A 25,783-nucleotide genomic window follows, 5' to 3' on the forward strand; every position below is an offset into this window, starting at 1 on the left:
TTACCGCACTCTCAGAACGCACCGGGCTGTGACAGGAATCACCACAGCCCAGGCGAGTCATGTGACTGCCTTTGCTACAAGAACAGACCCGGGTCGAACTCGTCCACGTTGACAGGGAGCATGCGCGGCAGGGGCCGGTTGAACACCTTGGCGTTCAACTCCAAATCCAGAATCTTGAGCCCGGAGGGGACGAGCTCCCGGAAGCGCTGACTGACGTATTCACGCAGGCCGAGCACGGCCACCTGGCGCTTCTCCTCCAGCATGGGCTTGAGCGCGTCCGCGAAGTCCGCGCCGTCATGGCTGGCGAGCACCACCGCCGCGCCAGGGCGCTGGGTGCGGATGTTCTCCAGCAGCTTCAGGATGCCCAGGTCCACCACCTTCTGGTCGGGGCGGCCGTAGAGCAGGGCCACATCGCAGCCGGCGGACTTGAGCGCGCGCACGAAGCCAATCATGACGTCCGGCAGCTGCTCTCCGCGGGCGTTGAGCACCACCACGCAGCGCACGGGCGCCGGGAAGTTCGTCTCACAGAAGGACACGAGCCGGTCGAACTGGACGCGGTCCTGGGACTCGGGCTTGCGTCCCACCACGTTGGACACAGCCCAGTCGATGTTCTCTGCGTCGATGAGTACGTAGGAGGCTGCGGGGGGGCGTCCGGAGAGCATGCGCGCGAGGATACGCGGGAGCCCTTCCGGCCGGGGAACTCAGTTCAGTCCCCCGGTGCGTCAGGTCGCATCAGAAGCGGTCGTGTCCGCTGGGCGACGGCGTGGGCGCCAGCGCGGAGAAGCCGCCGTGCTCCGACAGCGGCGGCTGGAGCGGCAGCACCACGGTGAAGCGAGAGCCCCGGCCGAACTCGCTCTCCACGGACACGCGGCCGCCGTGGCCTTCCACCAGGCTCTTCACGATGGCCAGTCCCAGCCCCGCGCCGCCGTGCTCGCGCGTGGAGCTGCCGTCCACCTGGTAGAAGCTCTGGAAGATGTTCTCGAACTGGTCCTCGCGGATGCCCATGCCGGTGTCTTCCACGCTCAAGCGGTAGCCCGGCGCGGCCAGCTCATTCTGCGCGGTGGCCTCCGACAACACCACCGACACCCGGCCCCCGGACGAGGTGAACTTCACCGCGTTGGCGAGCAGGTTCACCACCACCTGGCGCAGCTTGTCCGCGTCCGCGGCCAGGCGCGGCTGGGGCAGCGGCGGCAAGCGCACCTCCAGCTCCACGCCCTTGCGCTGCGCCTGGGGCGCCACGCTGGACACCGCCGTCTGGATGACGCTGCCCAGGTCCACCGGGCCCATCACCAGGCGCAGCCGTCCGGCTTCAATCTGGCTCAGGTCCAGGATGGAGGAGATGAGGTTGAGCAGCGACTCGCCCTTCTCCACGATGGTGCGCACGTAGAGCAGCTGCTCCGGGTTGAGCGCGCCGGCCAGGCCCTCAGCCAGCATCTCCGAGTAGCCGATGATGGAAGCCAGCGGCGTGCGCAGCTCGTGGCTCACCGTGCCCAGGAAGGTGGACTTCAGCCGGTCCAGTTCCTTCAGGCGGGTGTTGGCCTGCGCCAGCCGGGCGTTGTTGGCCTCCAAATCCCGGTGCGTCTCCAGCATCGCCTCGATGTGGAGCTGCGTCGCCAGGAAGGCGCGCTGCCCGCTGGCCACCAGCGCGGCCAGCACCTGCCCGAAGTGCACCAGCACCTGCGCCGCGGTGCGCTCGGGCACGCGCCGCACGCGGCCCACCAGTTCGTGCGCGCGTGACAGGTCCACCCCGGAGATGTCCGTCAGCGACGGCGGGAAGTCCGCCAGCTCCTCCGGCGTGAAGGGGCCCAGGATGACGCGGCCCAGCTTGTCGCCATCCCAGCGCACCGGCATCACCAGGTAGCGCAGGCCGGTGAAGCACGGCAGCGCGATGATGTCCGCCGCCTCCGCGCCATCACCACGCGCGGGCCGGGCGCCCTGCACCGGGGCCACCGGTCCGTCCTTCACGCGGGCCACCGTGGCGGTGCAGCGCGAGCGGCCCTCTGGGAAGCCGAACACGTACGAGCAGAAGTCGCCGTGGCCCACCTTCACGTCGGCCAGCTTGCCGCCCGCCGTGTCCATCACCTTGATGCCCACGCGGTACAGCTCGCTGAAGCTCCGCACCACCTCCACGAAGGAGGGCAGGTCCAGCATGTCCGCCAGCGACAGCCTCCGCTGGAGCACTGACTCACGGCGCGAGGCGCCCACGCCGTCCGACGCCCCGTTGCCCGACGCGCCGTTCATCGCCCGTCTCCGCTGCGCGATTCATCCGCCGCGCGCCCGTACATGGAGGCCAACGCCGTGCCCGTGAGGTCCATGCGCCGGAAGATCTGCCCCAGGAACTCCGCCTCCGTCAGGCCCAGGTTGCGCGCCAGATGGGCGCGCATGTCGAGCCGCCGGTAGGCTGCCTGCGCCACCGCGTGGAAGGTCTCCAGCACGCCTTCGCCCCGCAGCGCCACCGCGCCCACCACCGCCTCGCCGCCACGCCGGCGCGACTCCTCGATTTCGGCGTCCGTCCGCGCGTCCGGCAGGTCCTTCTTGTTGAACTGGATGACCACCGGGACCTGGCTGGGGTCCAGGTTGTTCTCCTTCATGTTCTCCTGGAGGTTGCGCCAGTAGGCGTTGTTGTCCGCCGTGGCGCCGCGCCGGCTGTCCGCGATGAAGACCACCGCGTCCGCGCCCTGCAGGACGATGCGCCGGGTGGCGTTGTGGATGACCTGGCCTGGCACGGTGAAGAGCTTCACCTTCACCTTGAAGCCGGAGGACGTGGAGAAGAAGACGGGCAGCAGGTCGAAGAAGAGCGTGCGGTCGTCGTGGGTCTCCACGGTCAGCAACCGCCCTCGTACCTCCGGGGACGCTTTCGCGTGGAGATGACGCAGATTGGTCGTCTTCCCGCTGAGGCCGGGCCCGTAGTAGACGATCTTGAGCGTCAGCTCTCGCTGGGCGTGGTTGAGTTGCAAGGTGGGGCTCTGGCTGACGGTCGAGCGGAGGAGTTTGACGCCTTCGCGCCTGACTGCGGGTTTTTATAGTGGGAAGCGGCTCGGCACGGAAGGCCGGCAGGGTGCCAGGCGTGGAAGCGATGCTCATTCTCGGAATGGGCTGAACGCATGGCCGGTTCGACGAAATCCGGCTCCTCACCAAGGAGAGGAGGGCCTCTCCTCACTTCATGGGACAATGTGCGCGGAATCACTGCGTGCACCGGTGCCGCCGGAGCGGTTAGGATCGCAACTCGACGGAGGAGCAAGGCGATGACGATGAAGCAGGTGGACGCAGGCGTGGAGGTGGCCCCAGCACCGGTCCTGGATGTGGCTGGCCTCCCCAACGACCTGATGGCGGCGGTGAAGTTCGGCCTGCCCACCGACGAAGACATGACGGCGGTGGCGGACCTGCGCGCCAGCTCCGAGCCCTGGAAGACCCGGGGTGAGACGCTGGAGGAGAGCCTCAAGGCCCTGACGCAGCTCAAGCCCTTCATCCATGTGGCGAAGCTGCAAAGCCAGCTTGTCGGCTATGTCACGGTGGAGCGGGACGGCCCGGTTCCGGGCGCGGCGTACCTGCGCAACATCGTGGTGAAGCCCGAGCTGCGCCGCAAGGGCCTGGGCAACATCCTGCTGGAGCAGGCGCTCAAGGCGGCCCGGGACATGTACCGGAAGACCATCGCCCTGCGGGTGGACCCGTCCAACTCGCCCGCGGTGAGCTTCTACCGCAAGGAAGGCTTCACCACGGTGGCCACGGTGGTCTCCAAGAAGTCCGGGAAGCTTCGCCTCCTGATGTCCCGCGAGCTCTAGGCCGCAGGACGTATTGCGTCCGGGCGGGAGGCCCTCCTCCCGTCCGCTGCTCCGAGCGGGCCCCTGGTGGGTCCCGGAGCGCCCTCCCCCGCCTTCCAGGTGACAGTCTCCGTCAGGCACGGACGATTTCCATCTGTCCGGAAGCAGGCGGGCAGTCCTGGGACAAGGGGTGGCCGAATTCCGCGCGATGTCGTCTATCCTGCGGTTCCCCCGCGCCCGCGCGCCGTCGCGGCTGAGCCGACATCCCGCATGAAATCGCTCGCAGAACTGTTGCGGCACCTGTCGCGTCCGGGTGTCACCGAGTTGACCCTGGCCACCGGACGTCCACCGATGATCCGCGGCGCCAATGGCTATGAGCCGGTGGACCCCACCGCCGCCACGGCCGAGGACATCACTCGCGCCCTGCAGGCCATGGTGGGCGTGGCCCGGGCCTCCACCGTCACGGAGACGCCGGTCCAGTGGTCTGTCAATGCCACCGGCCTGGGCTCGCTGTCCATCGCCGCCATGCGGCGAGGGGACCTCATCCACCTGCGCCTCAGCCGGGCCGCCGACGCGGGGGCCGCCGCCCAGGCCGCCGCCGCCACCGCGCGTCCCGCGGCACCTGCTCCAACGCAGCCCGAGCCCGCCGCGCGTCCCGCCGCTCCAGCGCCCGTGCAGGCCGCGGCACCGCCCTACCGGACGCCCGAGTCCGCCCCTGCTCCGGCATACCGCACGCCCGAGCCCGCCGTGGCCCAGGCAGCCCGTGCGCCCGAGCCCGCGGCGGCCCGTCCCATGGCCGCGCCGGCCCGGACCTTCACGGGCGCGGGGCGCGAGTTGGCCGTGCTGCTGGAGGAAGGCCGCCGGGGCCTGGCCAGCGACGTGCACATCATCGCGGAGCGCCCGCCCCTCTTCCGCTTCGCGGGCGAGCTGGCGGCGCAGGGCCCGGTGCTGGACGCGACGACGGTGGAGAAGCTGCTGCTGCCGGTGGTGCCGGAGCGGCTGCGGCCGGTGCTGGAGCGCGAGGGCAGTTGTGACTTCTCCCTGGAGACGCCGGAGATGGGGCGCTTCCGGGTCAACGTCAGCCGGCAGCGCACCGGCCTCAAGGGCACCTTCCGCCTGATTGCGCGGGAAGTGCCCACGCTGGAGTCGCTGGGCCTGCCCGCGGACATCGCCAAGGCCACGCACCACCACCAGGGCCTCATCGTCATCACCGGCCCGTCCGGCCACGGAAAGACGAGCACGCTGGCGGCGCTCGTGGACCTCATCAACCGCGAGACGTCCCACCACGTGCTCACCGTGGAGGACCCGGTGGAGTTCGTCCACCCGCGCAAGCGCGCGCTCATCAGCCAGCGCGAGGTGGGCTCGCACACCAAGACGTTCGCCAGCGCGCTCAAGGGCAGCCTGCGTGAAGACCCGGACGTCATCGTGGTGGGCGAGCTGCGCGACACGGAGACGGTGCGCATGGCGCTGTCCGCCGCCGAAACAGGCCACCTGCTCATCAGCACCATGAACACGCCGAGCGCGGCGAAGACCATCGACCGGCTCATCGACCTCTTCCCGCCGGGTGACCAGCAGCAGGTGCGCCTGTCGCTGTCCAGCGGCCTGCGGCTCATCGTCAGCCAGCGGCTGATGGCGGGCGCGGACGGCAAGGGGCTGGTGGCCGCGGCGGAGGTGCTGCCGGGCTCGGTGTCGTTGGGCAACCTCATCCGCGACAACAAGACGTTCCAGATTCCGTCGCTCCAGCAGCGCGGCAAGAGCCTGGGCATCATCCGCTTCGAGGACTCGCTGGCGGACCTGGTGCGCGCTGGGAAGGTGAAGCTGGACGTCGCCAAAGGCTTCGCGGACAACCCGGACGAGCTGGAGGCGGTGGTGACGGGCAAGCGGTCCGGCGCCACCGTGGCCGCGCCGGAGACGCAGCAGGAGAGCGCGAGGCTGCTCAGCAAGATGGGCTCGCTGATGGGAAGGAAGGGCGCCTGAGATGACAACGCCCCGTCTGGCTGTCCTGTTCGATGCGCTGCTGGAGCAGAAGGGCAGCGACCTGCACCTGGGCATCGGCTACCCGCCCATGGGCCGCATCCGCGGCGAGCTGGTGCCGCTGCGCGAGCAGCCCCTCACCGCGCCGGAGATGCAGGTGCTGCTCTTCGAAATCTGCTCACCGGAGCAGCAGCGGCAGATTGTCGAGGACCTGGACCTGGACTTCGCCTACAGCTACGGGACGAAGGCCCGCTTCCGCGCCAACTACTTCAACAAGATGACGGGCCTGGCGGCCGTCTTCCGCACCATTCCCAGCAAGGTGCTGTCGCTGGAGGACCTGAAGACGCCGGAGGTGGTGCGCAAGCTGTCGGAGCGCCGCAGCGGGCTGGTGCTCGTCACCGGCCCCACGGGCAGCGGCAAGTCCACCACGCTGGCCGCGATGATCAACTACATCAACAAGACGCGGCCCGCGCACGTGCTCACCATCGAGGACCCGGTGGAGTTCGTGCACGAGTCCATGCGGGCGCAGGTGACGCACCGGGAAGTGGGCCCGCATGCGTCCAGCTTCGCCACCGCCATCCGTTCCGCGGGCCGCGAGGACCCCAACGTCATCCTCATTGGCGAGCTTCGCACCAACGAGACGATGAAGCTGGCGCTCCAGCTGGCGAGCTTCGGCGTGTTGGTGTTCGCCACGGTGCACACCAACAGCGCGCCGGCCACCATCGACCGCATCATCAACGCCTTCCCCGCGGACGAGCAGCAGCAGGTGCGCGGCATGCTGGCGGAGAGCCTGGCGGGCATCGTCGCGCAGCAGCTCATCAAGACGGCGGACGGCAAGGGCCGCGTGGCCGCGCTGGAAATCCTGGTGGGCGGGCCCGCCATCGCCTCCATGATTCGCGAGGGCAAGGTGTTCCAGATTGCCTCGAAGATGCAGGCGGGCCAGGGCCAGGGCATGCAGACGCTGGACATGCACCTGGAGCGGCTGGTGAAGGACGACGTGATTACGCCCGAGGCCGCGCTGGAGAAGGCCCAGGACAAGGAGAACCTGGCCAAGGTCATCTCCCGCCTCAAGCCGAACTGGCAGGTGCCGGAGTCCCTGAAGTCACTGGGCTAGCGCGCCACGGGCATTTCGAAGGACAGGAGCACAGACATGAAGAAGCCAGCGGTAGGGAGCGTGGGTTGGATGGACCTCACGGTGAAGGACGCCGTGGCGGTGAGGGACTTCTACAAGGACGTGGCGGGCTGGTCCGCCACCGGCCTGGACATGGGCGGCTACGAGGACTTCGTCATGATGCCCCCGGGCGGCGGCGAGACGCCCGTCGGCGGCATCTGCCACGCGCGCGGGCCGAATGAGGACCAGCCCACCGGCTGGATCCTCTACATCATCGTGGCGAACCTGGAGCACAGCCTGGAGCGCGTCACCGCGATGGGCGGCCGCGTGCGCGGGAAGATTCGTGGCGCCGGCCCCTCGGGCCGCTTCTGCCTCATCGAGGACCCGTCCGGCACGGTGTCCGCGCTCTTCGAGCAGGCAGGCGACTGACGGCTCGCACGCGCCTGGCGTTCCTTCCGGGTGTCGGACCTGGGTGGTAGACCCAGGTCCGACATGGATGAGGCGCGGGGAGGACAGGACAGGAAGAAGGAGCGCGGGCCCAAGCGGCCCCGGAAGGTGTCCCCCACCTATCTGGAGAACGCGGCGCTGCACTACCTGAAGCGTTACGCGGCGACGAAGAGCCAGCTGCAGCGCGTGCTCCTGCGCCGGGTGGACCGCTCCATCAAGTTCCATGGCGGTGAGCGCGGCGAAGCGCTGGCCTGGGTGGAGGCGCTGGTCGCGAAGCTGGTCCGCAATGGCCTGCTCAACGACGAGGCCTATGCCCAGATGAAGGCGCACTCCCTGCGCGCCTCGGGCCGCAGCACGCGGGTGATTGCCCAGAAGCTGCGCCTCAAGGGCGTCCCCGCGGAAGTCGTGGCGAAGAAGGTCGCCGACGCCACCCACGAGGTGTCCGAGGAAGATGCCGCGCGAATCTGGGCGCGGAAGAAGCGGCTGGGGCCCTTCCGCACGCAGCCCGGCACCCGGGAGGAGAATCGGAAGCGGGACCTGGCCGCGCTGGCCCGGGCGGGCTTCTCCTTCGGCATCGCGAAGAAGGTCATCGACTCCAGCCCGGCCTGAGCCGGTCCGGTGAAACAGCGGCGGCCCGCCCACTCGGAGCGGACCACCGCGCAAGCACGCTCAGTTGTCGGTGGCGTCTTCGATCTTGTCCCCGGCGTCCTCGGCCGTGTCCTGAATCTTGTCGCCCGCCTCATCCGCGGCGTCCTCGGTCTTCTCCACGGCGCGCTCGGCGTCGTTCTCCGCGCTCTCCCGCGTGTTGCGGTGACAGCCCGTGCCCACCACCAGAACGCCCAACGCCGCGGCCATCAGCATGTTCTTCAGCATTCGTTCATCCCTCCAGAAAGTGCGGCGGAAGATAGTCACGGCCGCCTGGACGCCAAGGAGGGGCTGAACACAATGTCAGAACACGCACATGAAGTCCGGCCCGCAGGTGCCCTGCAAGCCCTCGCAGAGGCAGTTCCAGTCCCCGCCACAGCGCATGGCCGGGCACACCTCGCCAGGCCCGCCGCCTCCAGGCCCGCCGCCTCCGGAGCCCCCACCGTCATCGTACTGGCAATAGAAGTCCACGCAGACCGCGCTCACAGCCTCGGGGCAGGCGACCTCGCAATGCCAGTCATCACCGCACTTGGCGACGGGACAGAAGAGGAGGCTCTCCGTGCGGGGCTCGCGCGAGACGAGCTCCTCGGAGGGCGGAGCAGCGACGGCGACGGTGGCGGACAGGCCCAGCAGGACGGCGACGGCCCAGGACGACTGCGCTGGCTTCGAAGGCATGGACAGGCTTCCTCTCGGGTGGCTGCGCAGGTCCACCACCGGGCGGAACCCCACACAGAGGGTGCGAGTCTACCACTCCCACAGCCACACCGCGTCAGAGGACGCCGCGCCCGCTACCGGGCGCGATAGGCCTTCATGCGCGCGTCGCTCGACTCGCGGCGCCGCAGGGCATCCATCCCCGTCGGGAGCTGCACCGGGGCGTCCGCCCACTCCGACAGGCGCCCGAGCAGGAAGCTCCGCTGCGGCTCCGGCAGCGCGCTCAGCGTGCCGAAGAAGCCAATGCTGTCATCGGCGATGACGCGGTACGCGTCGTTGCTCGTCGTGGTGCTGAAGGCACTGGCGGACCAGGGGCTCAGGTCTCCATAGACGAGCAGCACCCGCTTGGCCTCGAAGCGGGTCCACGCCTCCAGCAGGCCACCGGACCAGGGCTCGTACTGCTTGCGCACGCCCGTGGGCGGGAAGCGCGTGGGGATGTGCTCACCCGCGTAACGCAGCAGCGGCCGCAGGTGCACCTCCGGGTAACCCGGGCCGCCCAGCTGCGTGGCGCCCTGGTAGTAGAGCGGCGCCGACTCCTCCAGCGCCTGGTCGGAGAAGGTGAACTCCAGCGTGGAGACGTAGCTGAAGAAGGCGAAGAGCTCGTCCGCGCTCGCCTCCGGCGAGGGCAGCGCGTCACACGTCCCCGCCATGCCGTAGTACTGCCAGAAGATGAAGGGCACCTCGATGACGGCGAACTCGAAGGCGCGGTCCTTCCCCAGCGTGTTGAAGGTGAAGCCCTGGGCGTCGTAGCCATCCATGAAGGGCAGCAGCTCGTCGCGGCGGGTCAGCGCGGCGTACTGGAGGGACGCGAGCTGCTGGCGGCAGGCCGCGTCGCCCACCTTGGTGAGGATGAAGCGCCCGTGTCGCGTGTCATGGAGGCCCCGGTTGTGCTGCGCCGAATAGGTCACCGTGGCGTGGACGTCGTTCGGGAAATAGAAGCGGTGGGCCAGCGCGGCGGTGCCCCCCTTGAAGACGCCGGTGGACAGCCAGCGCCCGCCGTACAGCGGCTTGAAGGCCTCGACGAGCCGGTGGGCATCCGCCGCCGCCTGCCACATCGTCAGCTTCCGCCAGTCCATGTCGGCCGGCTTGGACGCGCCGTAGAAGCGGTGCTCCACGGTGAGCTGGTTGCCCTGGAGCAGGTCCGTGGGCTCGGCGGGGATGGGCTCCTCGAAGATGGCGGTGCCTTCCGTGTCCAGCACCATGGGCGCCGTCTCCGAGCGGTGCATCAGCGTCACCCGCTGCGGGAAGCGCGTGCCCCAGGGGCGCAGGTGGTCCACGGGCTGCTCGTAGTCCATCGTGAAGAAGCGGAAGCCGTTGACCTCGACATCGGTCAGCACCGTGAGGCCGGCGATGGACTCCAGCCGGGTGCGGATGTCCGCGCTCGACAGGTCCACGGAGACGGGCGCGGGCGCGGTCCCTTGCTCCAGCGACTCCAAGCCCTCCGTCGTCGAGCCGCCACAACCGAGCAGCCATGCGCCGAGCAGGCCGCCCACCGCGAACCCCGCCCAGTTCCGCTTCAGCCCGCTTCGCATGGTGTCGTCCCTCAGGTGTCCGTTGAAGCCCTCGAAGATAGCAGGCCAGGGCCCACACCACACATGAAGCGATTGGGCACAGCATGCCTACATATCGGTCCCGCACAACGAGCGGTAAGGCAGACTATTTCCAGGAACGGCATACAGCGCCGTGACTCAGGGTCCGGGCTGCCCCTATTCGAGCAGGCCCTCGCGCACCAGCGTGAAGACCGCCTGCCCACACAGGCCCTGCACATCCGCCGTGGCACGCGCCACCCGAACGACATAGCGCACACCGTCCAGGGTCAGCCGGGCCGGCTGTCCTACCTCGGCGGTCACCGTGGTCCCCGGGCCTTGCGAACGACTCGCGTGAGTCACGCGGAGTTGGACGTCCAGCGCATGCGTCCCATCCGCCAGCGTGCAGCCCGCGTCCTCCCAGCGGAAGTTCAGCTCCGGAACGAGCCCAGGAGGAAGCAGCACGTCACCCGCGATGGTGGTGGGAGCATTCGGCACCGTGAGCAGCAGCAGCTGGCCATCCGCGTCCCGCAGGGTGTCCCCCGACAGCAGCACGGGAAGCTCACCATCCTCCTTCGTCGGACAGGACGCGGGCTCGCGATGGCTGGTCCACTGAACGACCTGCCCTGTCAGGTCCGACAGCACGTCCGGCACCTGGAGGCTGTAGCTCACCCCGCCGCGCACCGGCCCCGCCTCGTACTCCAGCACCGAGGCCCACCGGTCCTGGTGCCGGTACGCGCCACGCAACTGCCGGGCGACGGTGAAGCGGCGCTCCAGCCGCGTGTCCGTGCGCTGCTGCACCGCGTCCTCGGGCTCTTCCTTGAACGCCACGTCCACCTGGGCCGCGCGCCAGACTGGGACACACGGGCTCTCGCGTTGGAGCGAGGCCAAGGCGCGCCCGGCGTCGGGGACTGGCTCGGAGCACTTCATCTGGCAGCCCATCAGGCCGGCCAGGAGGAGCCCCGCGGCCCCATGCGCCCATCTCGCCGGGGCGCGACAACGTCCCGGACGAGGTCGCAGACTCAAGGGCACTCAGCGTACAGCGTCGTGCCGTCGGTCGACACGTAGAAGTCCTGTCCCTCCACCTGTCCCCGCGCCCGCAGCCGCTCCCGCGTGCGCTCCACCGTCAGACGCCGCGCCGCGACGGGTGGCTCCGCATGGGGCACGCGCGGCTGGAACCGCACCGGCCCACCCTTGTCGTCCGGGGCGTACCTCGTCAGCAGCGCACGGCGGGTGCCGTCGTCCGCGTCGCCGTCGTCCAGGAAGTCCAGCTCCACGGCGCCCCACTCATTCACATCGCAGTCGCACGAGCCGCACCCAGGGAAGCCGCATCCCAGGAAGCCGCTCCGGCAGGAGACACACTTGCTCTTGGGGGACGCGCTACACGCCGCGCACGCATTGCCTCCAAACGAGTACGTGTGCGAGCCCGGCGAGCCCACGCCGAGCATCTGGTAGCGGTAGTTCATCACGCTGGCGTGCACCACGCTGGTCTGCCCCGGCACGTCGTTGCCGTTGTGGTCCAGCGCCAGGTTGTGGCCCAGCTCGTGGATGAAGGTGCCACGCTGTTCCTGGATGCTCGGGCTACTCCAGCAGCCCAGGCTGATGATGAGGTCATTGCCCAGCACCTCCGCCTTGCCGGATGAACACGACGTGCTGCTGCCCTGCCGGTAGGCCCACACCGCGTAGTGGAAGTAGGGCCGCCGCTCCGGGTTCCCGGTGGAGAACCCGCCCTGCTTCAGCGAATAGAAGTCCACGCCGCCGCTGCACGCGCCGAAGCACACCACTTCATGCCAGGGCAGCGCGCTGTCGATGAAGGCATGCAGCCGCGCGCCCGCGTCCCGCGCGAACACCGCCGCCGCGTCCGCCACCAGCCCGGCATAGGGCTTTCGCGTGAGATAGGGATTGGTGGGGTGCTCCATCCAATCCACCTCCACGTAGAGGTCCTTCACCGTGGGGCTGCCCCACTCGGAGAAGGAGAAGCCGTCATTGCCGAACAGCTCCAGCGTGTCCGGTATCCCATCCCCATCCGAGTCCTTCGAGTCCGGGTTCATACCCACTAGCGGCTCCAGGGCATTGGAGATGCCGTCCTCGTCCTCGTCGTTGTCGCTGAAGATGGTGGACCACAGCGCGTCATCGTGGACGAAGCTGGCCGTGCCCGTGCTTCCGGGAAAGCGGCCCACCACCACGCGCTGGGCGCCCGCGTTCTGTGTGCTCGCCGCGACGACCAGCGGGTAGGAGCGAGGCCCGCTGTCATCGTCGTGTTGCAGGTACTCCGCGTTGGAGCGCAGCAGGAAGACCAAGTGGTCCCCCGCGCCCGGCGTCGTGGACGTGGCCCGGAAGGTGTCCTTCACGTTCCAGGCGAAGCTGAGCGGCACGCCGCCGAAGGGCTGGTTGCTCAGGAGGAGCTCTCCGTTGCGATACAGGCTGGCCGTCCCGCCGCGTCCTTCCGCATAGGCGCGCACCCAGACGCGGTAGAGCCCGGAGTCCGGCGCGGTGAACGTCACGCAGGAACGCGCCGCGCCCGCGCAGTCGTCGCCCATGGCCACCTGGCTCCAGCCGCCCCGGTCCCGGAGCACGTGAAGGACGGTGTCCGGCGCGGTGCCCGTCAAATCCCGCGTCTCGAAGGTGTACGTCTGCCCCGCGTCCAGCCACGTGCTCAACCAGATGAAGCTGCCCCAGTCACGCGAGGCCACGTAGTGCGGCCCGGCCAGCACCAACGCGGGCGCCAGCAACACCAGCATGAGGAGACTCCTCGGAAGCGTCGTCATCGCGTCTCCTCCGCGTGGAAGAACGCTTCCTTGAAGGCGTCGTGCTGACGCGACTTTTCCTCTGGCGGAAGCGACCGCCACTTCACCTGCTCCACGGTCAGCGCCTGTTGGTAGCGCGCATCCACTTCTCGCGCGCGGAGGTCCTCGGCCGAGGGCTCCGGCGGCGTGGCCAGCTTCGCCACCAGGTTCAGCGCCGCCAGATAGCGCCGCTCCTTCACCACGCGCGCTTCGGGCGTGGCGTCCATGAAGGCGCGCTCAGTGCGCGTCACCAGCACCGCGAGGTCGTCCACAGGCTCCTCTTGGAGCAAGGCCAGTTCGTCAGGTGTCAGCGGAACCAGCGCGCGCGCCGCGAACCGCTCCCATTCCGGCGTTTCGTCGCGAAGGCTCGCCACCTGTACCGCGCGGCCGGTGTCATCCTTCGCGGGCTCGACGTGGAAGCGCGGCCCGGCGGCGACCTTGGGTGGCGATGCGGGAGTCCGGGCGACTTCGGGCGGTGTTCCTTCCTTGCCGAGCGCCCACTGGGGAACCAGCCACGAAGCACCTGCTCCGACCAGCATGATGCCCAGCACTACCGCTGCGACTTCCCCTCGTGCGCGCATGCGTCGTCCCCCACTCGCTGGCGCGCAGCTCTAGCGCCATTTGCATGGGACGGCAAACCCACCCCGCAGCAGTCTGTGCAGGGGCATCCACGCCACACGGAAGTGTCATGACATGGACGCCGGACGGGTGGGCGCTACGCCTGAGGAATGGGGCGACCCGGGCCGTGGAACACCACGACGGGCGCGGGCAACGTGAGCGATTCGTCCTCTGGCGTCGTGCCCGTGGCGCCCTTCGCGAGTGGATGCCCACCGGCGAGCACCTCACGCATACGTGTCACCAGCCACTGCGCTCCACGAAGCGCGTCACGCACCAGCAGCAGCGGCGCGTCGCGTGACAGCAGCGCGGGGGAGGTCGCCTTGCTCGTTGAATCGGGCTGTCCCACGCCCAGCTCGTAGACCATCTTTCCTCCGAGCGTCGCCGTGCAGAGCGCCAGCCCACAGGCGCCCAGCGCCAGCGCCACGGTGGCCGCGGTGGGCTCGCGCCGCAGCCGCCACACCGTCACCCCCAAGGCACCGAGCAGCACGGTGGCATTGCCCACGCCATGCAGGAACGTCATGTCCCGGGCACGCGGCGTCTCCAGCCGGACCTCCTGGCTGGCCGCCAGTCCCGACACGCCCGCGAGCAGGCCGCCAATGGAGCCTGCCACCCAGATGCGGCGTGCCACCCGGGCCCAGGCGCCGTCGCCTGTCGTCACCGAGATGAGGTCCGCAACCGCCGCCGTGGGCAGCAGGGCCAGTGGCATGTGCACCAGTGCCGGGTGCAGCTCGTACAACAGCATCTCCTTCTTCATCGCGCGGCCTCCTGCCCTCGTCCTCCAAGGGTAGGCACCCCGAGGACCCATGGCAGGGACGGCCGCCTGCCCGCCCTCCCAGGGCAGGGAAGCGTTCAGCAGGCGATTTCGAGCGAGAGGGCGAGCTCGGGCTGGGTGAGCACCTCGCAGCCGTCGGGGGTCACCAGGATGGTGTGCTCGAACTGCGCGGACAGGCTGCCGTCCTCCGTCACCACCGTCCAACCGTCGGCCAGGATGCGGATGTCCGGCCGGCCCAGGTTCACCATGGGCTCCACGGTGAGGACCATGCCCGAGCGCAGCTTGATGCCCGAGCCTCGCTTGCCGGTATGGGGGACGGTGGGCGGCCCATGCATCTGGTGGCCGATGCCATGCCCGCCGAACTCCTCCACCACGCTGCAGCCCTCCTTCTTCGCCAGCTCCTCGATGGCCGCGCCGATGTCTCCCAGCCGCGCGCCATGGCGGACGACGGCGATGCCCGCGTCACGGCAGCGGCGCGCGACGTCCACGATGCGACGGGCGTCTTCGGACACCTCCCCGATGAGGAAGGTCGCGGAGGTGTCTCCGTGGAAGCCGTCCAGGCACGTCGTCACGTCCACGTTGATGATGTCCCCGCGGACCAACTGCTCGCCTGCGTTCGGGACGCCGTGACAGACGATGTGGTTGCGGCTGGTACAGACGGTGGCCGGGTAGCCCTTGAACCCCAGCTGACTGGGCTTGCCACCCCGGCGCGCCGTGTCCTCGCGAACCCACTGGTCGATGTCCGCCGTGGTGACACCAGGTGTCAGCTTCGAGGCAACGAAAGCCAGCGTACCGGCGGCTGCCTGACTCGCTCGGCGCAGACGTTCGACGTCCGTGCCCTTGAACAAAGGAATGCTCATGGCCGCCAAGGTGAGGGGCCGGGGTGCCTAGCGTCCAATGCTGTTTCGGTATGGCCAATAGCGCTAGAGTGGCGGACGTGAGCCTCACGCACATCCAGTCCTTCGTCGCCGTTGCCGAGGAATGCAACGTGGGCCGGGCCGCGCGCCGCCTGCACCTGACGCAGCCGCCGCTCAGCCGTCACATCCAGGCGCTCGAGGACGAACTCGGAGCACGACTCTTCGAGCGGACCCGGGGTGGCATGCGCCTGCTCCCCGCGGGCGAAGCCTTCCTGCAGCACGCGCGTCGCATCCTGGCGGAGGTGGACGCCGCCATGCTCACCGTGCGGGACGTGGCGGGCAGCCGCGCCGGCGGATGACGCAGCCAGGTCCGATGCGAGCCTCGGCCTCTTGAGTCCAGGGCGTGCGTTCAACATCGGACGGGCAGGTGCCTCCTTCGGCGGCGGCATGCGCCCGACGACCTGGGACCGGGTTGTCGGGCTGCTAGAGCGAGCATCGATGCCCGACCTCCTCGTGACTCATCGGAGTCCTCACGTGCGTCCTATCCGGGTGCTCGCGCCCCTGCTCTGGGTCCTCGCCTCCTCCACCGTGATGGCGGCGCCGACTCCTGAGGACCAGGAGGTTCCCGACACGAACGGGCGGCCGCCGGCAGATGCACCCACGCGGGAGCGGACGGAGGCAGAGGACGCTGACGCTGGGCGGACCGTCGTCACGGGCTCGCGGCGTCCCCGACCTGCGAGGGACGTGCCCGCCACCACCACGGTCCTCCCCCGCCCGGAAATCGACCGGAGCCCCACGCTGACGCAGGACTCACTGGTCCGCACCGTTCCCTCCGCCGCCACCTTCCGCCGCACGCCCAGCCTCGTCTCCGACCCGACGGCGCAGGGACTCAACCTGCGCGGGCTCGCGCCTTCGGGCGTGGCGCGCAGCCTCGTGCTGCTCGACGGCATTCCTGTCAACGACCCGTTCGGTGGCTGGATTTTCTGGCGCTCGCTGCCACGGCTCGGACTCGAGCGCATCGAGGTCGTCCCCAGCGGAGGCTCCGCCCTCTACGGCAGTGGCGCGCTCGGCGGTGTCGTGCAGCTCGTGTCACGCGACATCACCGGAACGCAGTTCGACGCGGATGCCACCTATGGCAACGCGCATACGGGCATGCTCGCGGCACGCGGGGCGGAGGTGTGGGGCCCCGTCCGCGCCTCGCTGGAGGCAGAGCTGCTCGACAGCGACGGCTACTCCATCGTCAGTGCCGCCCAGCGCGGCGCCATTGACGCGGACACGCCCAGCAGCCATGCCGTCCTCAACGGGCGCGTCGAAGCGGATGCCACCGATGCGCTCACCCTCTCCGCTCGCGCCGGTCTCTTCCGCGAGAACCAGAACGGCGGCACCCAGCTCACCACCGCGCGCGTGGAGCTGGCGCACTTCGGCGCGGGCGCACGGCTGCGCACCGCGCACGGCGGCACCTTCACGCTGGACCTCTTCGGCCGCGTGCAGCGCTTCGAACAGGACCGCGCGCGCATCACCCAGGACCGCTCTTCCGAGGCACTGGCCGCCAGTCAGGACGTACCGGCCAACGACCAGGGCGCGTCCCTCGTCTGGACCGGCCCGTCCTGGACAGCCCTGGGCACGCACGTCCTCACCGCCGGCCTGGATGCGCGCCGCATGGCGGGCACGTCCTGGGAGCAGCTCTTCCCTCCCGCGCCCTCGGAGACCTCCCTCCGCCTGCGCGACACCGGAGGCACCCAGCTGTCCGGCGGTGTCTTCATCGAGGACCTCTACACGCCTTCGCCCGCCGTTGAGCTCAGCGCCGCGCTCCGGATGGACGTGTGGCGCAACCAGGACGGTGAGCAGCGCCTGGAGCGCGCCAACGGCGCGGTGGACACGACAAGCTTCGACGACCGCACCGAGCAGCAGCTCAGCCCACGGTTGGGCTTGCGAGTGCGTCCGCTGGAGGGGCTCACCCTGCGCGCCTCCGCCTATCGTGCGTTCCGCGCCCCCACGCTCAACGAGCTGTACCGCCCCTTCCAGGTGGGCACCCTCCTCACCGCCGCCAACGCCAACCTGGGCGCGGAGCGGCTGTGGGGCGCCGAGGCCGGCGTGGAGGCCGAGTCCTCCTCGCTGGGCCTCACCACGCGCGTGACGGGCTTCTGGAACGTGCTCGACGACCCCATCACCAACGTCACGCTGGAGCAGCCGCTTCCGGATGGCTCCACGCGCCAGCGGGAGAATCTGGGACAGGCGCGGGTGCGCGGCGTGGAGGCGAGCGTGGACTGGAAGCTGGCACGTCAGTGGACGGCGCTGCTCGCGTACACCTTCGTGGACCCCGTCGTGACGCGCTCGCCGGGACAACCCGGGCTGGTGGGCAAGCAACTCGCGCAGGACCCCCGACACCGGGGCACCGCCATCGTCACCTTCCACGACCCCGACATCGTGACGGCCACGGTGCAGCTTCGCGTGACGGGCGCTCAGTTCGAGGACGACCTCAACGAGCGCCCCATGGGCGGCTACGCCGTGGTGGACGTGTCCGCCAGCCGCCACCTCTTCTGGAAGTTGCACGTCTTCGGCGCGGTGGAGAACCTCTTCGACCGCGAGTACCTCGCGGGCCGCGCCGGGGTGGACACGTTGGGTCCACCCCTGCTGGCGCGCATCGGCCTGCGGCTGCGCGACGCGCCCTGATGCTCAGCGGAGGGTGCGCACCGGCCGCACCGGGCCGTTGAACCAGCGGCTCAGCGACACCACGTCCTCCATGCGGCGCGCGGGCGGGAGGCTGTCGAGGAAGACGCGGCCATATGCCTTCGTCACGATGCGCCGGTCCAGCATCGCCACGATGCCCCGGTCCGACTGCGTGCGGATGAGCCGGCCGAAGCCCTGCCGTAGCGCCAGCGCCGCGTGCGGGAGCTGATACAACTCGAAGGGCTCCTCGCCCCGCTGCTGGAGCTGTTTGATGCGCGCGGCCACCAGCGGGTCTCCCGGCGACGCGAAGGGCAGCCGGTCGATGATGACCAGGCTCAGCGCGTCACCCGGCACGTCGACGCCCTCCCAGAAGCTGTGCGCCGCGAAGAGGACGCTCGGCGTCTCGCGGAAGGCCTCCAGCAGCTGCTGCTTGGGGCGCTCGCCTTGCAGCAGCGACTGATAGGGCAACCGGGGCGCCACCAGCTCATAGGCCCGCACCATGTTGCGCAGGGACGTGAAGAGCACGAAGGCGCGCCCACCCGTCACCTCGCAGAGCCGTTCAATCTCCTCCGCCGCCTCCTCGATGAACCCCGGGGCGGCCGGGTCCGGCAGGTGCGTAGGCAGGTACAGCGCCGCCTGTGACGGGTAGTCAAAGGGACTGGGCACCGCCAGCGTCCGCACGCGCGTCACCGGCTGGCCGTCCTCGCCGTACAGGCCCATGCGGTTGGCGAAGAAGTCGAAGCGGCTGTCGGCCGCCAGCGTCGCGGACGTGTACACCACCGTGTCCAACGCGCCGTACATCCGCTCGCGCAGCTCCTTCGCCACGTCGATGGGGCTGGCGCGCAGGAAGAGGCCCTTGCCCCGCTGCTCCGCCCAGTAGACGTGGTCCGAGGACTCGGCCTTCTCCAGGAAGGAGAGCTGCTCCTCCATCTCGTCCGAGCGGCGGGTGATGGCCGCCAGCTCCGGCTCGCGCTCGCCCACCGTGAAGGCGGACAACGCGGCCAGCGCGTCCCGCACGCCCTCCAGCGGCGTGGACAGCTTCGCCATGACCTCCGCGCGCAGCGCCACGGAGGCCTCGTGGCCGGACAGCCCCAGCGCCCGGGGCGCCTGCGCGAAGAGCGCATCCGCCCCCGCGCGCAACCGGGCCGCCAGCGCGCGCAGCATGGCGTGGCGGGCGTCGTCCTCCTTCAGCGACGCCACCGCGTCCCGCGCCAGCTCCTCCAGCCGGTAGTTGGACACGCTGCAACCGAAGTGGCCGCTGGCCGCGTCTTCCAGCGCATGGGCCTCGTCGAAGATGACGGCCTCGTACCAGGGCAGCACGCCCTCGGTGCGCTTGCCGGAGCTGCGCAGCGCCAGGTCCGCGAAGAAGAGGTGGTGGTTGACCACCAGCAGGTCCGCCTGCTCCGCGCGCTTGCGCATGCGCGTGACGAAGCACGTCTCGTACTGCGGGCACTTGGTGCCCACGCACGTCTCGGACGTGGTGGACAGGCGCGACCAGGCGCTGAAGGACTCGGGCAGGTCCAGCTCGCTGCGGTCGCCGGTGTCCGTCTCCTCCGCCCACGCCTTCAGCTTGGGCCAGTAGCGCGACTCCTCGCGCGAGCCGAACTGCGGCTCCTTGGAGAAGGCGTCATAGCGGTGCAGGCAGAGGTAGTTGCTGCGGCCCTTGAGGTACGCGGCCTCGAAGCGCAGGCCCATCTTCTCCCGCATCAGCGGCAGGTCCTTGAAGAAGATCTGGTCCTGCAAGGTCTTGGTGGCCGTGGACACGACCACCCGGCGTCCCGACAGCAGCGCGGGCACCAGGTAGGCGAGCGTCTTGCCCGTGCCGGTTCCCGCCTCGGCCAGCAGGTAGCTGTGCTCGGCGAAGGCCCGCTCCACGGCGCGCGCCATCTGAAGCTGCTCCGGGCGGTGCTCGTACGCGGGCAGCGCGACCTCGAGCGCGCCTCCCGGACCGAGCAGGCTATCGACGGACGGAGGGGTGGAGACGGAGAGCGACATCGGCACCGAGGGGGAGACGGGAAGCGGCCGGACAAAATAGCAGCGACCGCCGTTTCAAGCGCGTTTCCGGCCGCGGCCGCGCCGCCTGGCCCGGGTGGCTGCCTGCTCCTCCGTCAGCGAGCCGCACCGCCCTCGGCGGCACGGCGCCCGGACAGCCCGGCGCTCAGTACCCCGCGCTCAGCGTGCGCAGGTGCTGGAAGACGAGCACGGCCAGCACCAGCACCACGATGAAACCCACGCCCACCGCCACCGTCTTCAGGCGCCGGAAGACGCTGGGGGTTCCGGCGGGCTCCACCGATGACGGCACCACCAGGGTGGCCCTGCGCACCACCTCATCACGGCCCCGCCGGGCGACGGCATCGTCGGACGCACGCGCCAGGCGGATCCGGTACAGCCGCCCCGCCATGGCCAGCTCGCCCCGCCCCACCGCCAGCGTCATCAGCCGGTCATGGGCGTCCCAATCCTCCCAGCGCGCCGCCAGCTTGCGCCACGCGTCCGCCAGCACGTCCGAGAGGGGATGCTCCTCGGGCTGGTAGTTGACGTAGACGAGCCCGCACTGCGGGCAGGACAGGGCCTCCTCGCGCCGAGGCGCCACGCACTTGGGACAGACGCCAGGGGGCGGCTCGAAGAGCGCGTCGTCCGTCAGCGGCACCGACTCCGAACGCACCACCCGCAGGGCCGGCGTCACTGGCGCGGAAGCGCTCCAGCTGTCGGAGGGCGGCTCCACCGGCACCGGCGCCGACCCCGCGGCGGGAGCAGCCCGCACCTCCGTTCGCGGCGCGGTGGTGGCCGGCGGACCCACGCGGCTGTCCACGCCGCAGCGGCCACACGTCACCACGAGTCCCCCGGCTTCCGTCCGGTAGGTCTCCAGCGGCACGAGCCGCTCGCACGCGTCACACTGGAACTTCATGTCATCACCTGGCGCAGGGGAATGGGCATGGCGCAGCCGATGAGTGCCAGCAGGCACAGCGCGCAAATCCACTTCCGCAGTGGACTGAGCGGTGCCTGGGGTTCCACCACCTCGGGATGGCCGAAGCCTACCAGCTTGCTCGTCACCAGCAGCCATAAGCCCCAGGACGCGGTGACGAAAAGGGTGAGGACCAACAGCACCAACGCCACCGCGCGGCCCACCCAGTGCGCGCGCCGGCCCCACAGCGCATAGGCCAGGTGCCCGCCATCGAGCTGCCCCACGGGCATCAGGTTCAGCAGCGTGACGAGCAGCCCGAACCAGCCGGCGATGACCACCGGATGGACCAACACGTCCTTGCCCTCCGGGAGCGGTCCCAGGGCCAGGCGCGTCAGGCCTTGCATCAACAGGCTGTCACCGAAGAGCGTCTGCACGCCGTTGAAGGGCGTCTCCGGCGCGGGCGGCGCGTTGGTGACGCGGTCCATCACCCAGGTGAAGACGTCCCGGCCAATGGCCCACAGCGAGCCGTCCCCCGGGAAGGTGGTGGACGGGATGTCCGGCGCATCCACCACGGAGGAGTGAGCCAGCCCCCAGAAGAGGATGGGCAGGGCCACCACCAACCCCGCGAGCGGTCCCGCCGCGCCAATGTCCACCAGGGCGTTGCGGTTCGGGATGCGGTCGCGAATGCGGATGACGGCGCCCAGCGTGCCCACGCCGAGCACCGGCAGCGGGATGAAATAAGGCAGGGATGTTTCAACCCGGTGACAGCGCGCCAACACGTAGTGCCCCATCTCATGGGTCCCCAGGATGGCCAGCAGCGACAGGCTGAAGGCCAGCGCGCGGAAGGCCGCTTCGGGGGACACCTCTCCCAGTGAGTAGGGCCGCTGGAAATGGAAGTAGAGCAGGTACGAGGTGAAGGTGGTTCCTACCGTCAGCACCAGGAGCAACAGGTGCACCCAGTAACGCGGCGCGGGGCGGGCAGCGGAGACGGTATCCATGAAGGGAGCCTCGAGGTTGGCTAGCAAGGGGAGATGTGCATTGCAACGCGCAGCCGCCCAACCGGACCGATACCGAGTGTCCCGGACGGACCTTGACATGGAGTCGACATCTGCTACGACCCCGCCCGCTTGAAGGTTTCAAGACAACGGCCGGTTGCCCTCCAAGGCGTCCGGCCACCACACAAGCATCCAATTCAAGAGGGGAAAGATCATGAAGAAGCTCGTCCTGTCCGCCGTTGTCGCCAGCAGCATGGTTGCCTGCACCAGCGTTGAGAGCGCCGTTGTCTCCGGCACGGAGATCGCCTCCAACGGTGAGGCCGTCGCCGTTGTTCAGGCCAACGCCCTGGGCCTGACCGCCATCTTCCACATCGTCGACATCGTGCAGAGCGACCTCGACACCGTCATCAACAAGCTGCTCATCGCCGAGGCCAAGGCCATGGGCGCCTCCAAGGTGGAGCTGCTGACCGCGGGCACCACGGCCCGTCACGGCATCTACGCCCTGACCGGCACCATCATCGGCGTGACCAGCTCCAGCGCCGTGGGCGTGGCGGTCAAGTAGTCCACACCGCGCAAGCCGCGCGGTTCATGCGGAAGGCCCCCTGGCGACAGGCGGGCCTTCTTGCTTTTGTGCCCTCCCATGCGTGAACGCCTCCTCCTGTTGTGTGCCCTGACGGCCCTCACCGGCTGCCCCAAGAAGGGCGGCGATGACACGGCCACGCTGCTGCCCGAAGTCAAAGCCGGGCTCGCCGCCCGCGAAGCGAAGCTGAAGAGCTACCGCATCGCCGGCACCGTGCAGGACGCGGGGCTGGAGCCGGTGACGTTCACCTTCGAATACCGCGCGCCGCAGCGCCTGCGTGGCACGCTGGGCCCGCCCGCCTCGCGCACCTTCGCGTGGGACGGCGCGCACTTCTTCCAGCAGCTCGACGGGGAGAAGCGCTTCAGCACCTTCACCTCGGAGCTGCCGCCCGCGAAGCTCGCCGGCTTCCTGTCGGAGACGTTCCACCCCTTCATGCCGGAAGGCTTCCGGACGCCGCTCTTGCTGAGCCACGCGACGGTCCGCCGCGCCACGCACCCGCTGGCGCCGCAGGCGGTGGAACTGGTGCAGAAGCTGGAGGGCGACGCCGCGGGACTGGAGATGGTCTACGTGCTGCGCTGGCCCCAGCTGGACTTCCTGGGCCGGCGCACCGTCTCACCGGACGGCGCCGCGGCCGAGGAGCGCGTGGAGGAGGAGCACTGCGACGCGGCCTTGTCGCTGTGCGTGCCCAAGCGCCTTGGCCGGTGGCAGGGAGGCAAGCGCGTGGGCGAGACGGTGCTCACGCGCGTGGAGCTGAACGCGGCCCTGCCCAACGACGGCTTCACCCTCACCGCCCCCGAAGGCTACGACGTACAGACGCGGACACTGGTGGAGTCCACCCCCGCCACCCAGCCCACGGACGGTTGACCGCCAACCCCGGCATCCCCACCTTCGGGGCCGAGGGACAAGGCACATGGTGGAAAACGTCATCTTCGACGTGGATGGAACCCTGGTGGATTCGGTGGACGAGCACGCCGAGGCATGGCGGCGCGCCTTCCTTCACTTCGGCCGGGACATCCCGTTCGCGCACGTGCGCAGCCAGATTGGCAAGGGCGCCGACCAGCTCATCCCCGTCTTCTTCAACGACGAGGAAGTGGAGCGCTTCGGCAAGGAGTTGGACGAATACCGCGGCAAGCTGTTCCTGGACGAGTTCCTTCCGAAGGTGCGTCCCTTCCCCCGGGTACGGGAGCTCTTCCAGCGGCTGCGCGCGGGCGGCATCCGCATCGTGCTGGCCTCCAGCGCGAAAGAGCAGGAGCTGAAGCACTACGTGAAGCTGTGCGGCATCGAAGGCCTGTTCGAGGCGAAGACGAGCACGGACGAGGTGGACAAGAGCAAGCCCCACCCGGACATCTTCGAGGCCGCCCTGGCGCGGCTGGGCAAGCCTTCTCCGGACGTGACGGTCGTCGTGGGCGACACGCCCTATGACGCGCTCGCCGCCAACAAGTTGAGCCTGCCCTCCGTGGGCGTGCTCGCTGGCGGCTTTCCTCCGGATGACCTGCGCGCCGCGGGCTGCCGCACGCTGGTGAAGGACCCGGCGGCGCTGCTCGCGCGCTACGAGGCGTCCCGGCGCGAATGGCCCTGGAACGAGTCCGACACCAGCCAGGTGGCCAAGGACGACGAGCGGCGCTGAAGCCGCGCCCCCGCCCTTCCCCACCCCACGAGAGGGATGGGGAAGCGGCGGCGTGCTAGCTGCGGGTGCGGCTGCGCGAGCCGCGGCTGCTGGTTCCGCGACGCGTCCCGCTCCGGGACTTGGATGCAGGCCGCTTCGCGGTGGTGGTGCGACGGGCGGTGGCGCGCCGGGCCGCGGTGCCCTTGGCGGCGGTGGACTTGGAACCCGAACGCGTCGCTCGAGCAGTGGGCTTGCGCGTGCGGCCCGTGGCGGCGGTGGCGCGGCGACGGGTGCCGGCGCGCTTCGCGGCGGTGGCCTTGCCTCCCTTGCGGCCCGCCTTGCGCGCGTTCTTCCGCGCCAGGGGACGGCTGCGCGCGACCTTGGCCTTGCTGCCCGAGCCGCCCTTCTTCATCCCGCCGCCCGTGAGCTTGTTCACGGTGGCCCAGGCCCGGGACTCGGCCGTCTCGTCGGAGGCGCCGCGCTTCTCGTAGCCCTCTTCGATGTGCTCAGCCATCCGCTTCTGCTTCGCCGTGTACTTCGCCTTGCTTCCTCGTGCCATGCGACTTGCTCTCCAGGCCTGACTGACACCTGCATGGGGCCAGCTCCAGCGCAGAGGTGGGCAGTCACCCACTCATCCGGAAGCGCGCAGCCGGATGGACCTGTTCACCCGGCGACGCACGCATGCATGCCCACGTGGCACCCGACATCGGGAATGCACCGGAGCACGGGGCGACTCGCGGCGAGGGTGCGCGCACGACACCGCCTCGCATCCCGCTGGCCGGACGGACCGTGCGTGCACAGATTGGCGGGCGACACGAAAGAGGAGGCACCCTGGAACCCGCCCTCATCAAGCCCCCATGCAGGCCCGTCCTGGATGACGGCCCCGCGGTGTTGGTGGTGAACACGCGCTCGCGTTCAGGGCGTGAGGCCTTCCAGGCCGCCAGGGAAACGCTCGTGGCGCGGGGCGTCTCCATCGTCGAATGCCACGCGCTGTCCCGAGCGGTTCGGCTGGACGCGGTGGTGGAGCGGATGGTGGCACGGGGCACCCGCCGCCTCATCGTGGGAGGAGGCGACGGCACCCTGAGCCGCGCGGTGGTCCGGCTGCTGGGCCGCGACGTGACGCTGGGCGTCCTCCCGCTGGGCACTGGCAACGACTTCGCGCGCTCGCTGGGAATCCCGCCCGACATCGAGGCCGCCTGTGACGTCATCGCCCAGGGCTACACGGCCCGCGTGGACGTGGGCCTGGCCAATGGGCGCCCCTTCCTCAACGCGGCCAGCCTGGGACTGGCCACCGGCATCGCCAAGCGGCTGACGAAGCGGCTGAAGCAGCGCGCGGGCAAGCTGGCCTACCCCGTGGCGGCCGCGGCGGAGATGAAGGACCTGCGCCCCTTCCACATCCGGCTGAAGGCGGATGACCAGGAGCTGGCGCTGGACGTGCTGCAGTTGGTGGTGGGCAACGGCCTGTACCACGGCGCCGGAAACATGGTGGCGCCCGATGCCCGGCTGGATGACCGGCGGCTGGACATCTACGCCATCGCCGCGCCCTCCGCCGCGTCGGGGAACGAAGGCACCGGCCTGGGGCAGCTCCAGGACATCGCCACGCTGATGCGCGTGGCCCTGTCGCTGCGCTCGGGCGAGCACGTGGAACACCCCGCCGTCACCGCCCTCCGCGCCGCGCGGCTCTACGTGGAGGCCGACCCCGTCCAGGAGGTGAACGCGGACGGCGAGCTCGTGGGCAAGACGCCCATGCGCTTCGAGGTGGCCCCCGCGGCCCTGCGCGTCTACGCGCCCGCGCCCTCCTGAAGTTTCGGTTCACTGCGAG

The 25,783-nt window shown here is 69.9% G+C and carries 26 protein-coding genes; 11 read left to right on the forward strand and 15 right to left on the reverse strand.

Annotation, left to right across the window (positions count from 1 at the left end; genetic code table 11):
* Positions 1-74: 74 nt before the first annotated feature.
* The 3 genes from OZ403_RS35385 to OZ403_RS35395 all read right to left on the reverse strand — a co-directional run bounded on the left by OZ403_RS35385 (position 75) and on the right by OZ403_RS35395 (position 2,957).
* Positions 75-662 carry an NYN domain-containing protein gene (locus OZ403_RS35385; protein WP_140795606.1) on the reverse strand — a complete coding sequence of 196 codons (588 nt, stop codon included), beginning with the start codon at positions 660-662 and terminating at the stop codon, positions 75-77.
* 70 nt (positions 663-732) lie between these two features.
* Positions 733-2,241, reverse strand: a complete 1,509-nt coding sequence (locus OZ403_RS35390; protein WP_140877638.1) for a sensor histidine kinase — start codon at positions 2,239-2,241, stop codon at positions 733-735.
* Positions 2,238-2,957: a GTP-binding protein gene (locus OZ403_RS35395; RefSeq protein WP_140795608.1), complete on the reverse strand. Its 720-nt coding sequence runs from the start codon at positions 2,955-2,957 to the stop codon at positions 2,238-2,240. The genes OZ403_RS35390 and OZ403_RS35395 overlap by 4 nt, the downstream gene beginning before the upstream one ends.
* Before the next feature lie 288 nt (positions 2,958-3,245).
* Between OZ403_RS35395 and OZ403_RS35400 the strand changes: the two genes are divergently transcribed.
* The 5 genes from OZ403_RS35400 to OZ403_RS35420 all read left to right on the forward strand — a co-directional run bounded on the left by OZ403_RS35400 (position 3,246) and on the right by OZ403_RS35420 (position 7,902).
* Positions 3,246-3,782: a GNAT family N-acetyltransferase gene (locus tag OZ403_RS35400; protein ID WP_140795609.1), complete on the forward strand. Its 537-nt coding sequence runs from the start codon at positions 3,246-3,248 to the stop codon at positions 3,780-3,782.
* A gap of 249 nt (positions 3,783-4,031) precedes the next feature.
* A complete protein-coding gene (locus tag OZ403_RS35405; protein WP_268782827.1) occupies positions 4,032-5,738 on the forward strand; it encodes a type IV pilus twitching motility protein PilT in 1,707 nt (568 codons plus the stop codon).
* Between the two features lies 1 nt (position 5,739).
* Positions 5,740-6,849, forward strand: a complete 1,110-nt coding sequence (locus OZ403_RS35410) for a type IV pilus twitching motility protein PilT (RefSeq protein WP_268782828.1) — start codon at positions 5,740-5,742, stop codon at positions 6,847-6,849.
* A 36-nt stretch (positions 6,850-6,885) separates the two neighbouring features.
* On the forward strand, positions 6,886-7,275 hold the full coding sequence (locus OZ403_RS35415; protein WP_140795612.1) for a VOC family protein: 390 nt from the start codon (positions 6,886-6,888) through the stop codon (positions 7,273-7,275).
* A gap of 63 nt (positions 7,276-7,338) precedes the next feature.
* The gene (locus OZ403_RS35420; RefSeq protein ID WP_140857474.1) at positions 7,339-7,902 is read left to right on the forward strand and encodes a regulatory protein RecX; all 564 of its coding nucleotides are present in this window, start codon (positions 7,339-7,341) and stop codon (positions 7,900-7,902) included.
* Positions 7,903-7,962: 60 nt separating this feature from the next.
* Here OZ403_RS35420 and OZ403_RS35425 read toward each other — a convergent pair whose 3' ends face one another.
* The 8 genes from OZ403_RS35425 to map all read right to left on the reverse strand — a co-directional run bounded on the left by OZ403_RS35425 (position 7,963) and on the right by map (position 15,211).
* On the reverse strand, positions 7,963-8,166 hold the full coding sequence (locus OZ403_RS35425) for a YtxH domain-containing protein (protein ID WP_140795614.1): 204 nt from the start codon (positions 8,164-8,166) through the stop codon (positions 7,963-7,965).
* 75 nt (positions 8,167-8,241) lie between these two features.
* A complete protein-coding gene (locus OZ403_RS35430) occupies positions 8,242-8,613 on the reverse strand; it encodes a hypothetical protein (RefSeq protein WP_140795615.1) in 372 nt (123 codons plus the stop codon).
* Positions 8,614-8,726: 113 nt separating this feature from the next.
* Positions 8,727-10,181 (reverse strand): S28 family serine protease, encoded by a 1,455-nt coding sequence (locus OZ403_RS35435; RefSeq protein WP_140795616.1) that lies wholly within the window; start codon positions 10,179-10,181, stop codon positions 8,727-8,729.
* Positions 10,182-10,355: 174 nt separating this feature from the next.
* Complete coding sequence (locus OZ403_RS35440) at positions 10,356-11,006, reverse strand: hypothetical protein (RefSeq protein ID WP_268782829.1); 651 nt, start codon at positions 11,004-11,006, stop codon at positions 10,356-10,358.
* 191 nt (positions 11,007-11,197) lie between these two features.
* On the reverse strand, positions 11,198-12,943 hold the full coding sequence (locus OZ403_RS35445; RefSeq protein WP_140877648.1) for a hypothetical protein: 1,746 nt from the start codon (positions 12,941-12,943) through the stop codon (positions 11,198-11,200).
* Entirely contained in the window at positions 12,940-13,542 is a 603-nt protein-coding gene (locus OZ403_RS35450) for a hypothetical protein (protein WP_268782830.1), read from the reverse strand. Before OZ403_RS35450 ends, OZ403_RS35445 begins: the two co-directional genes overlap by 4 nt.
* 134 nt (positions 13,543-13,676) lie before the next feature.
* Positions 13,677-14,333, reverse strand: a complete 657-nt coding sequence (locus tag OZ403_RS35455; protein WP_174258977.1) for a DUF2231 domain-containing protein — start codon at positions 14,331-14,333, stop codon at positions 13,677-13,679.
* 95 nt (positions 14,334-14,428) lie between these two features.
* A complete protein-coding gene (gene map, locus OZ403_RS35460; protein WP_140800176.1) occupies positions 14,429-15,211 on the reverse strand; it encodes a type I methionyl aminopeptidase in 783 nt (260 codons plus the stop codon).
* Between the two features lie 77 nt (positions 15,212-15,288).
* On the opposite strand from map, the gene OZ403_RS35465 reads away from it, so the two are divergent.
* Together OZ403_RS35465 and OZ403_RS35470 are read left to right on the forward strand one after the other, a co-directional pair.
* The gene (locus OZ403_RS35465; protein WP_140795622.1) at positions 15,289-15,567 is read left to right on the forward strand and encodes a LysR family transcriptional regulator; all 279 of its coding nucleotides are present in this window, start codon (positions 15,289-15,291) and stop codon (positions 15,565-15,567) included.
* A gap of 88 nt (positions 15,568-15,655) precedes the next feature.
* Positions 15,656-17,881, forward strand: a complete 2,226-nt coding sequence (locus tag OZ403_RS35470; RefSeq protein ID WP_268782831.1) for a TonB-dependent receptor — start codon at positions 15,656-15,658, stop codon at positions 17,879-17,881.
* 3 nt (positions 17,882-17,884) lie between these two features.
* Here the strand turns inward: OZ403_RS35470 and OZ403_RS35475 are convergent, their stop codons facing one another.
* The 3 genes from OZ403_RS35475 to OZ403_RS35485 all read right to left on the reverse strand — a co-directional run bounded on the left by OZ403_RS35475 (position 17,885) and on the right by OZ403_RS35485 (position 21,778).
* Entirely contained in the window at positions 17,885-19,873 is a 1,989-nt protein-coding gene (locus tag OZ403_RS35475; RefSeq protein ID WP_268782832.1) for an ATP-dependent DNA helicase, read from the reverse strand.
* Positions 19,874-20,036: 163 nt separating this feature from the next.
* Positions 20,037-20,783 (reverse strand): hypothetical protein, encoded by a 747-nt coding sequence (locus tag OZ403_RS35480; RefSeq protein WP_268782833.1) that lies wholly within the window; start codon positions 20,781-20,783, stop codon positions 20,037-20,039.
* Positions 20,780-21,778: a site-2 protease family protein gene (locus OZ403_RS35485; protein ID WP_174258978.1), complete on the reverse strand. Its 999-nt coding sequence runs from the start codon at positions 21,776-21,778 to the stop codon at positions 20,780-20,782. Before OZ403_RS35485 ends, OZ403_RS35480 begins: the two co-directional genes overlap by 4 nt.
* Before the next feature lie 211 nt (positions 21,779-21,989).
* Between OZ403_RS35485 and OZ403_RS35490 the strand changes: the two genes are divergently transcribed.
* The 3 genes from OZ403_RS35490 (at position 21,990) to OZ403_RS35500 (ending at position 23,982) form a co-directional block, all read left to right on the forward strand.
* Complete coding sequence (locus OZ403_RS35490; RefSeq protein WP_140795627.1) at positions 21,990-22,337, forward strand: hypothetical protein; 348 nt, start codon at positions 21,990-21,992, stop codon at positions 22,335-22,337.
* Between the two features lie 78 nt (positions 22,338-22,415).
* On the forward strand, positions 22,416-23,219 hold the full coding sequence (locus tag OZ403_RS35495; protein WP_140795628.1) for a hypothetical protein: 804 nt from the start codon (positions 22,416-22,418) through the stop codon (positions 23,217-23,219).
* A gap of 46 nt (positions 23,220-23,265) precedes the next feature.
* On the forward strand, positions 23,266-23,982 hold the full coding sequence (locus OZ403_RS35500) for an HAD family hydrolase (RefSeq protein ID WP_268782834.1): 717 nt from the start codon (positions 23,266-23,268) through the stop codon (positions 23,980-23,982).
* 55 nt (positions 23,983-24,037) lie between these two features.
* Here OZ403_RS35500 and OZ403_RS35505 read toward each other — a convergent pair whose 3' ends face one another.
* Positions 24,038-24,520, reverse strand: a complete 483-nt coding sequence (locus OZ403_RS35505; protein ID WP_140795630.1) for a transcriptional regulator — start codon at positions 24,518-24,520, stop codon at positions 24,038-24,040.
* Positions 24,521-24,654: 134 nt separating this feature from the next.
* Here OZ403_RS35505 and OZ403_RS35510 point away from each other — a divergent pair, with 134 nt between their 5' ends.
* Positions 24,655-25,764: a lipid kinase gene (locus OZ403_RS35510; protein ID WP_268782835.1), complete on the forward strand. Its 1,110-nt coding sequence runs from the start codon at positions 24,655-24,657 to the stop codon at positions 25,762-25,764.
* Positions 25,765-25,783 lie beyond the last annotated feature (19 nt).

Source organism: Myxococcus sp. NMCA1 (genome assembly GCF_026810205.1).
In the GTDB taxonomy this organism is placed as follows: Bacteria; Myxococcota; Myxococcia; order Myxococcales; family Myxococcaceae; genus Myxococcus; species Myxococcus xanthus_A.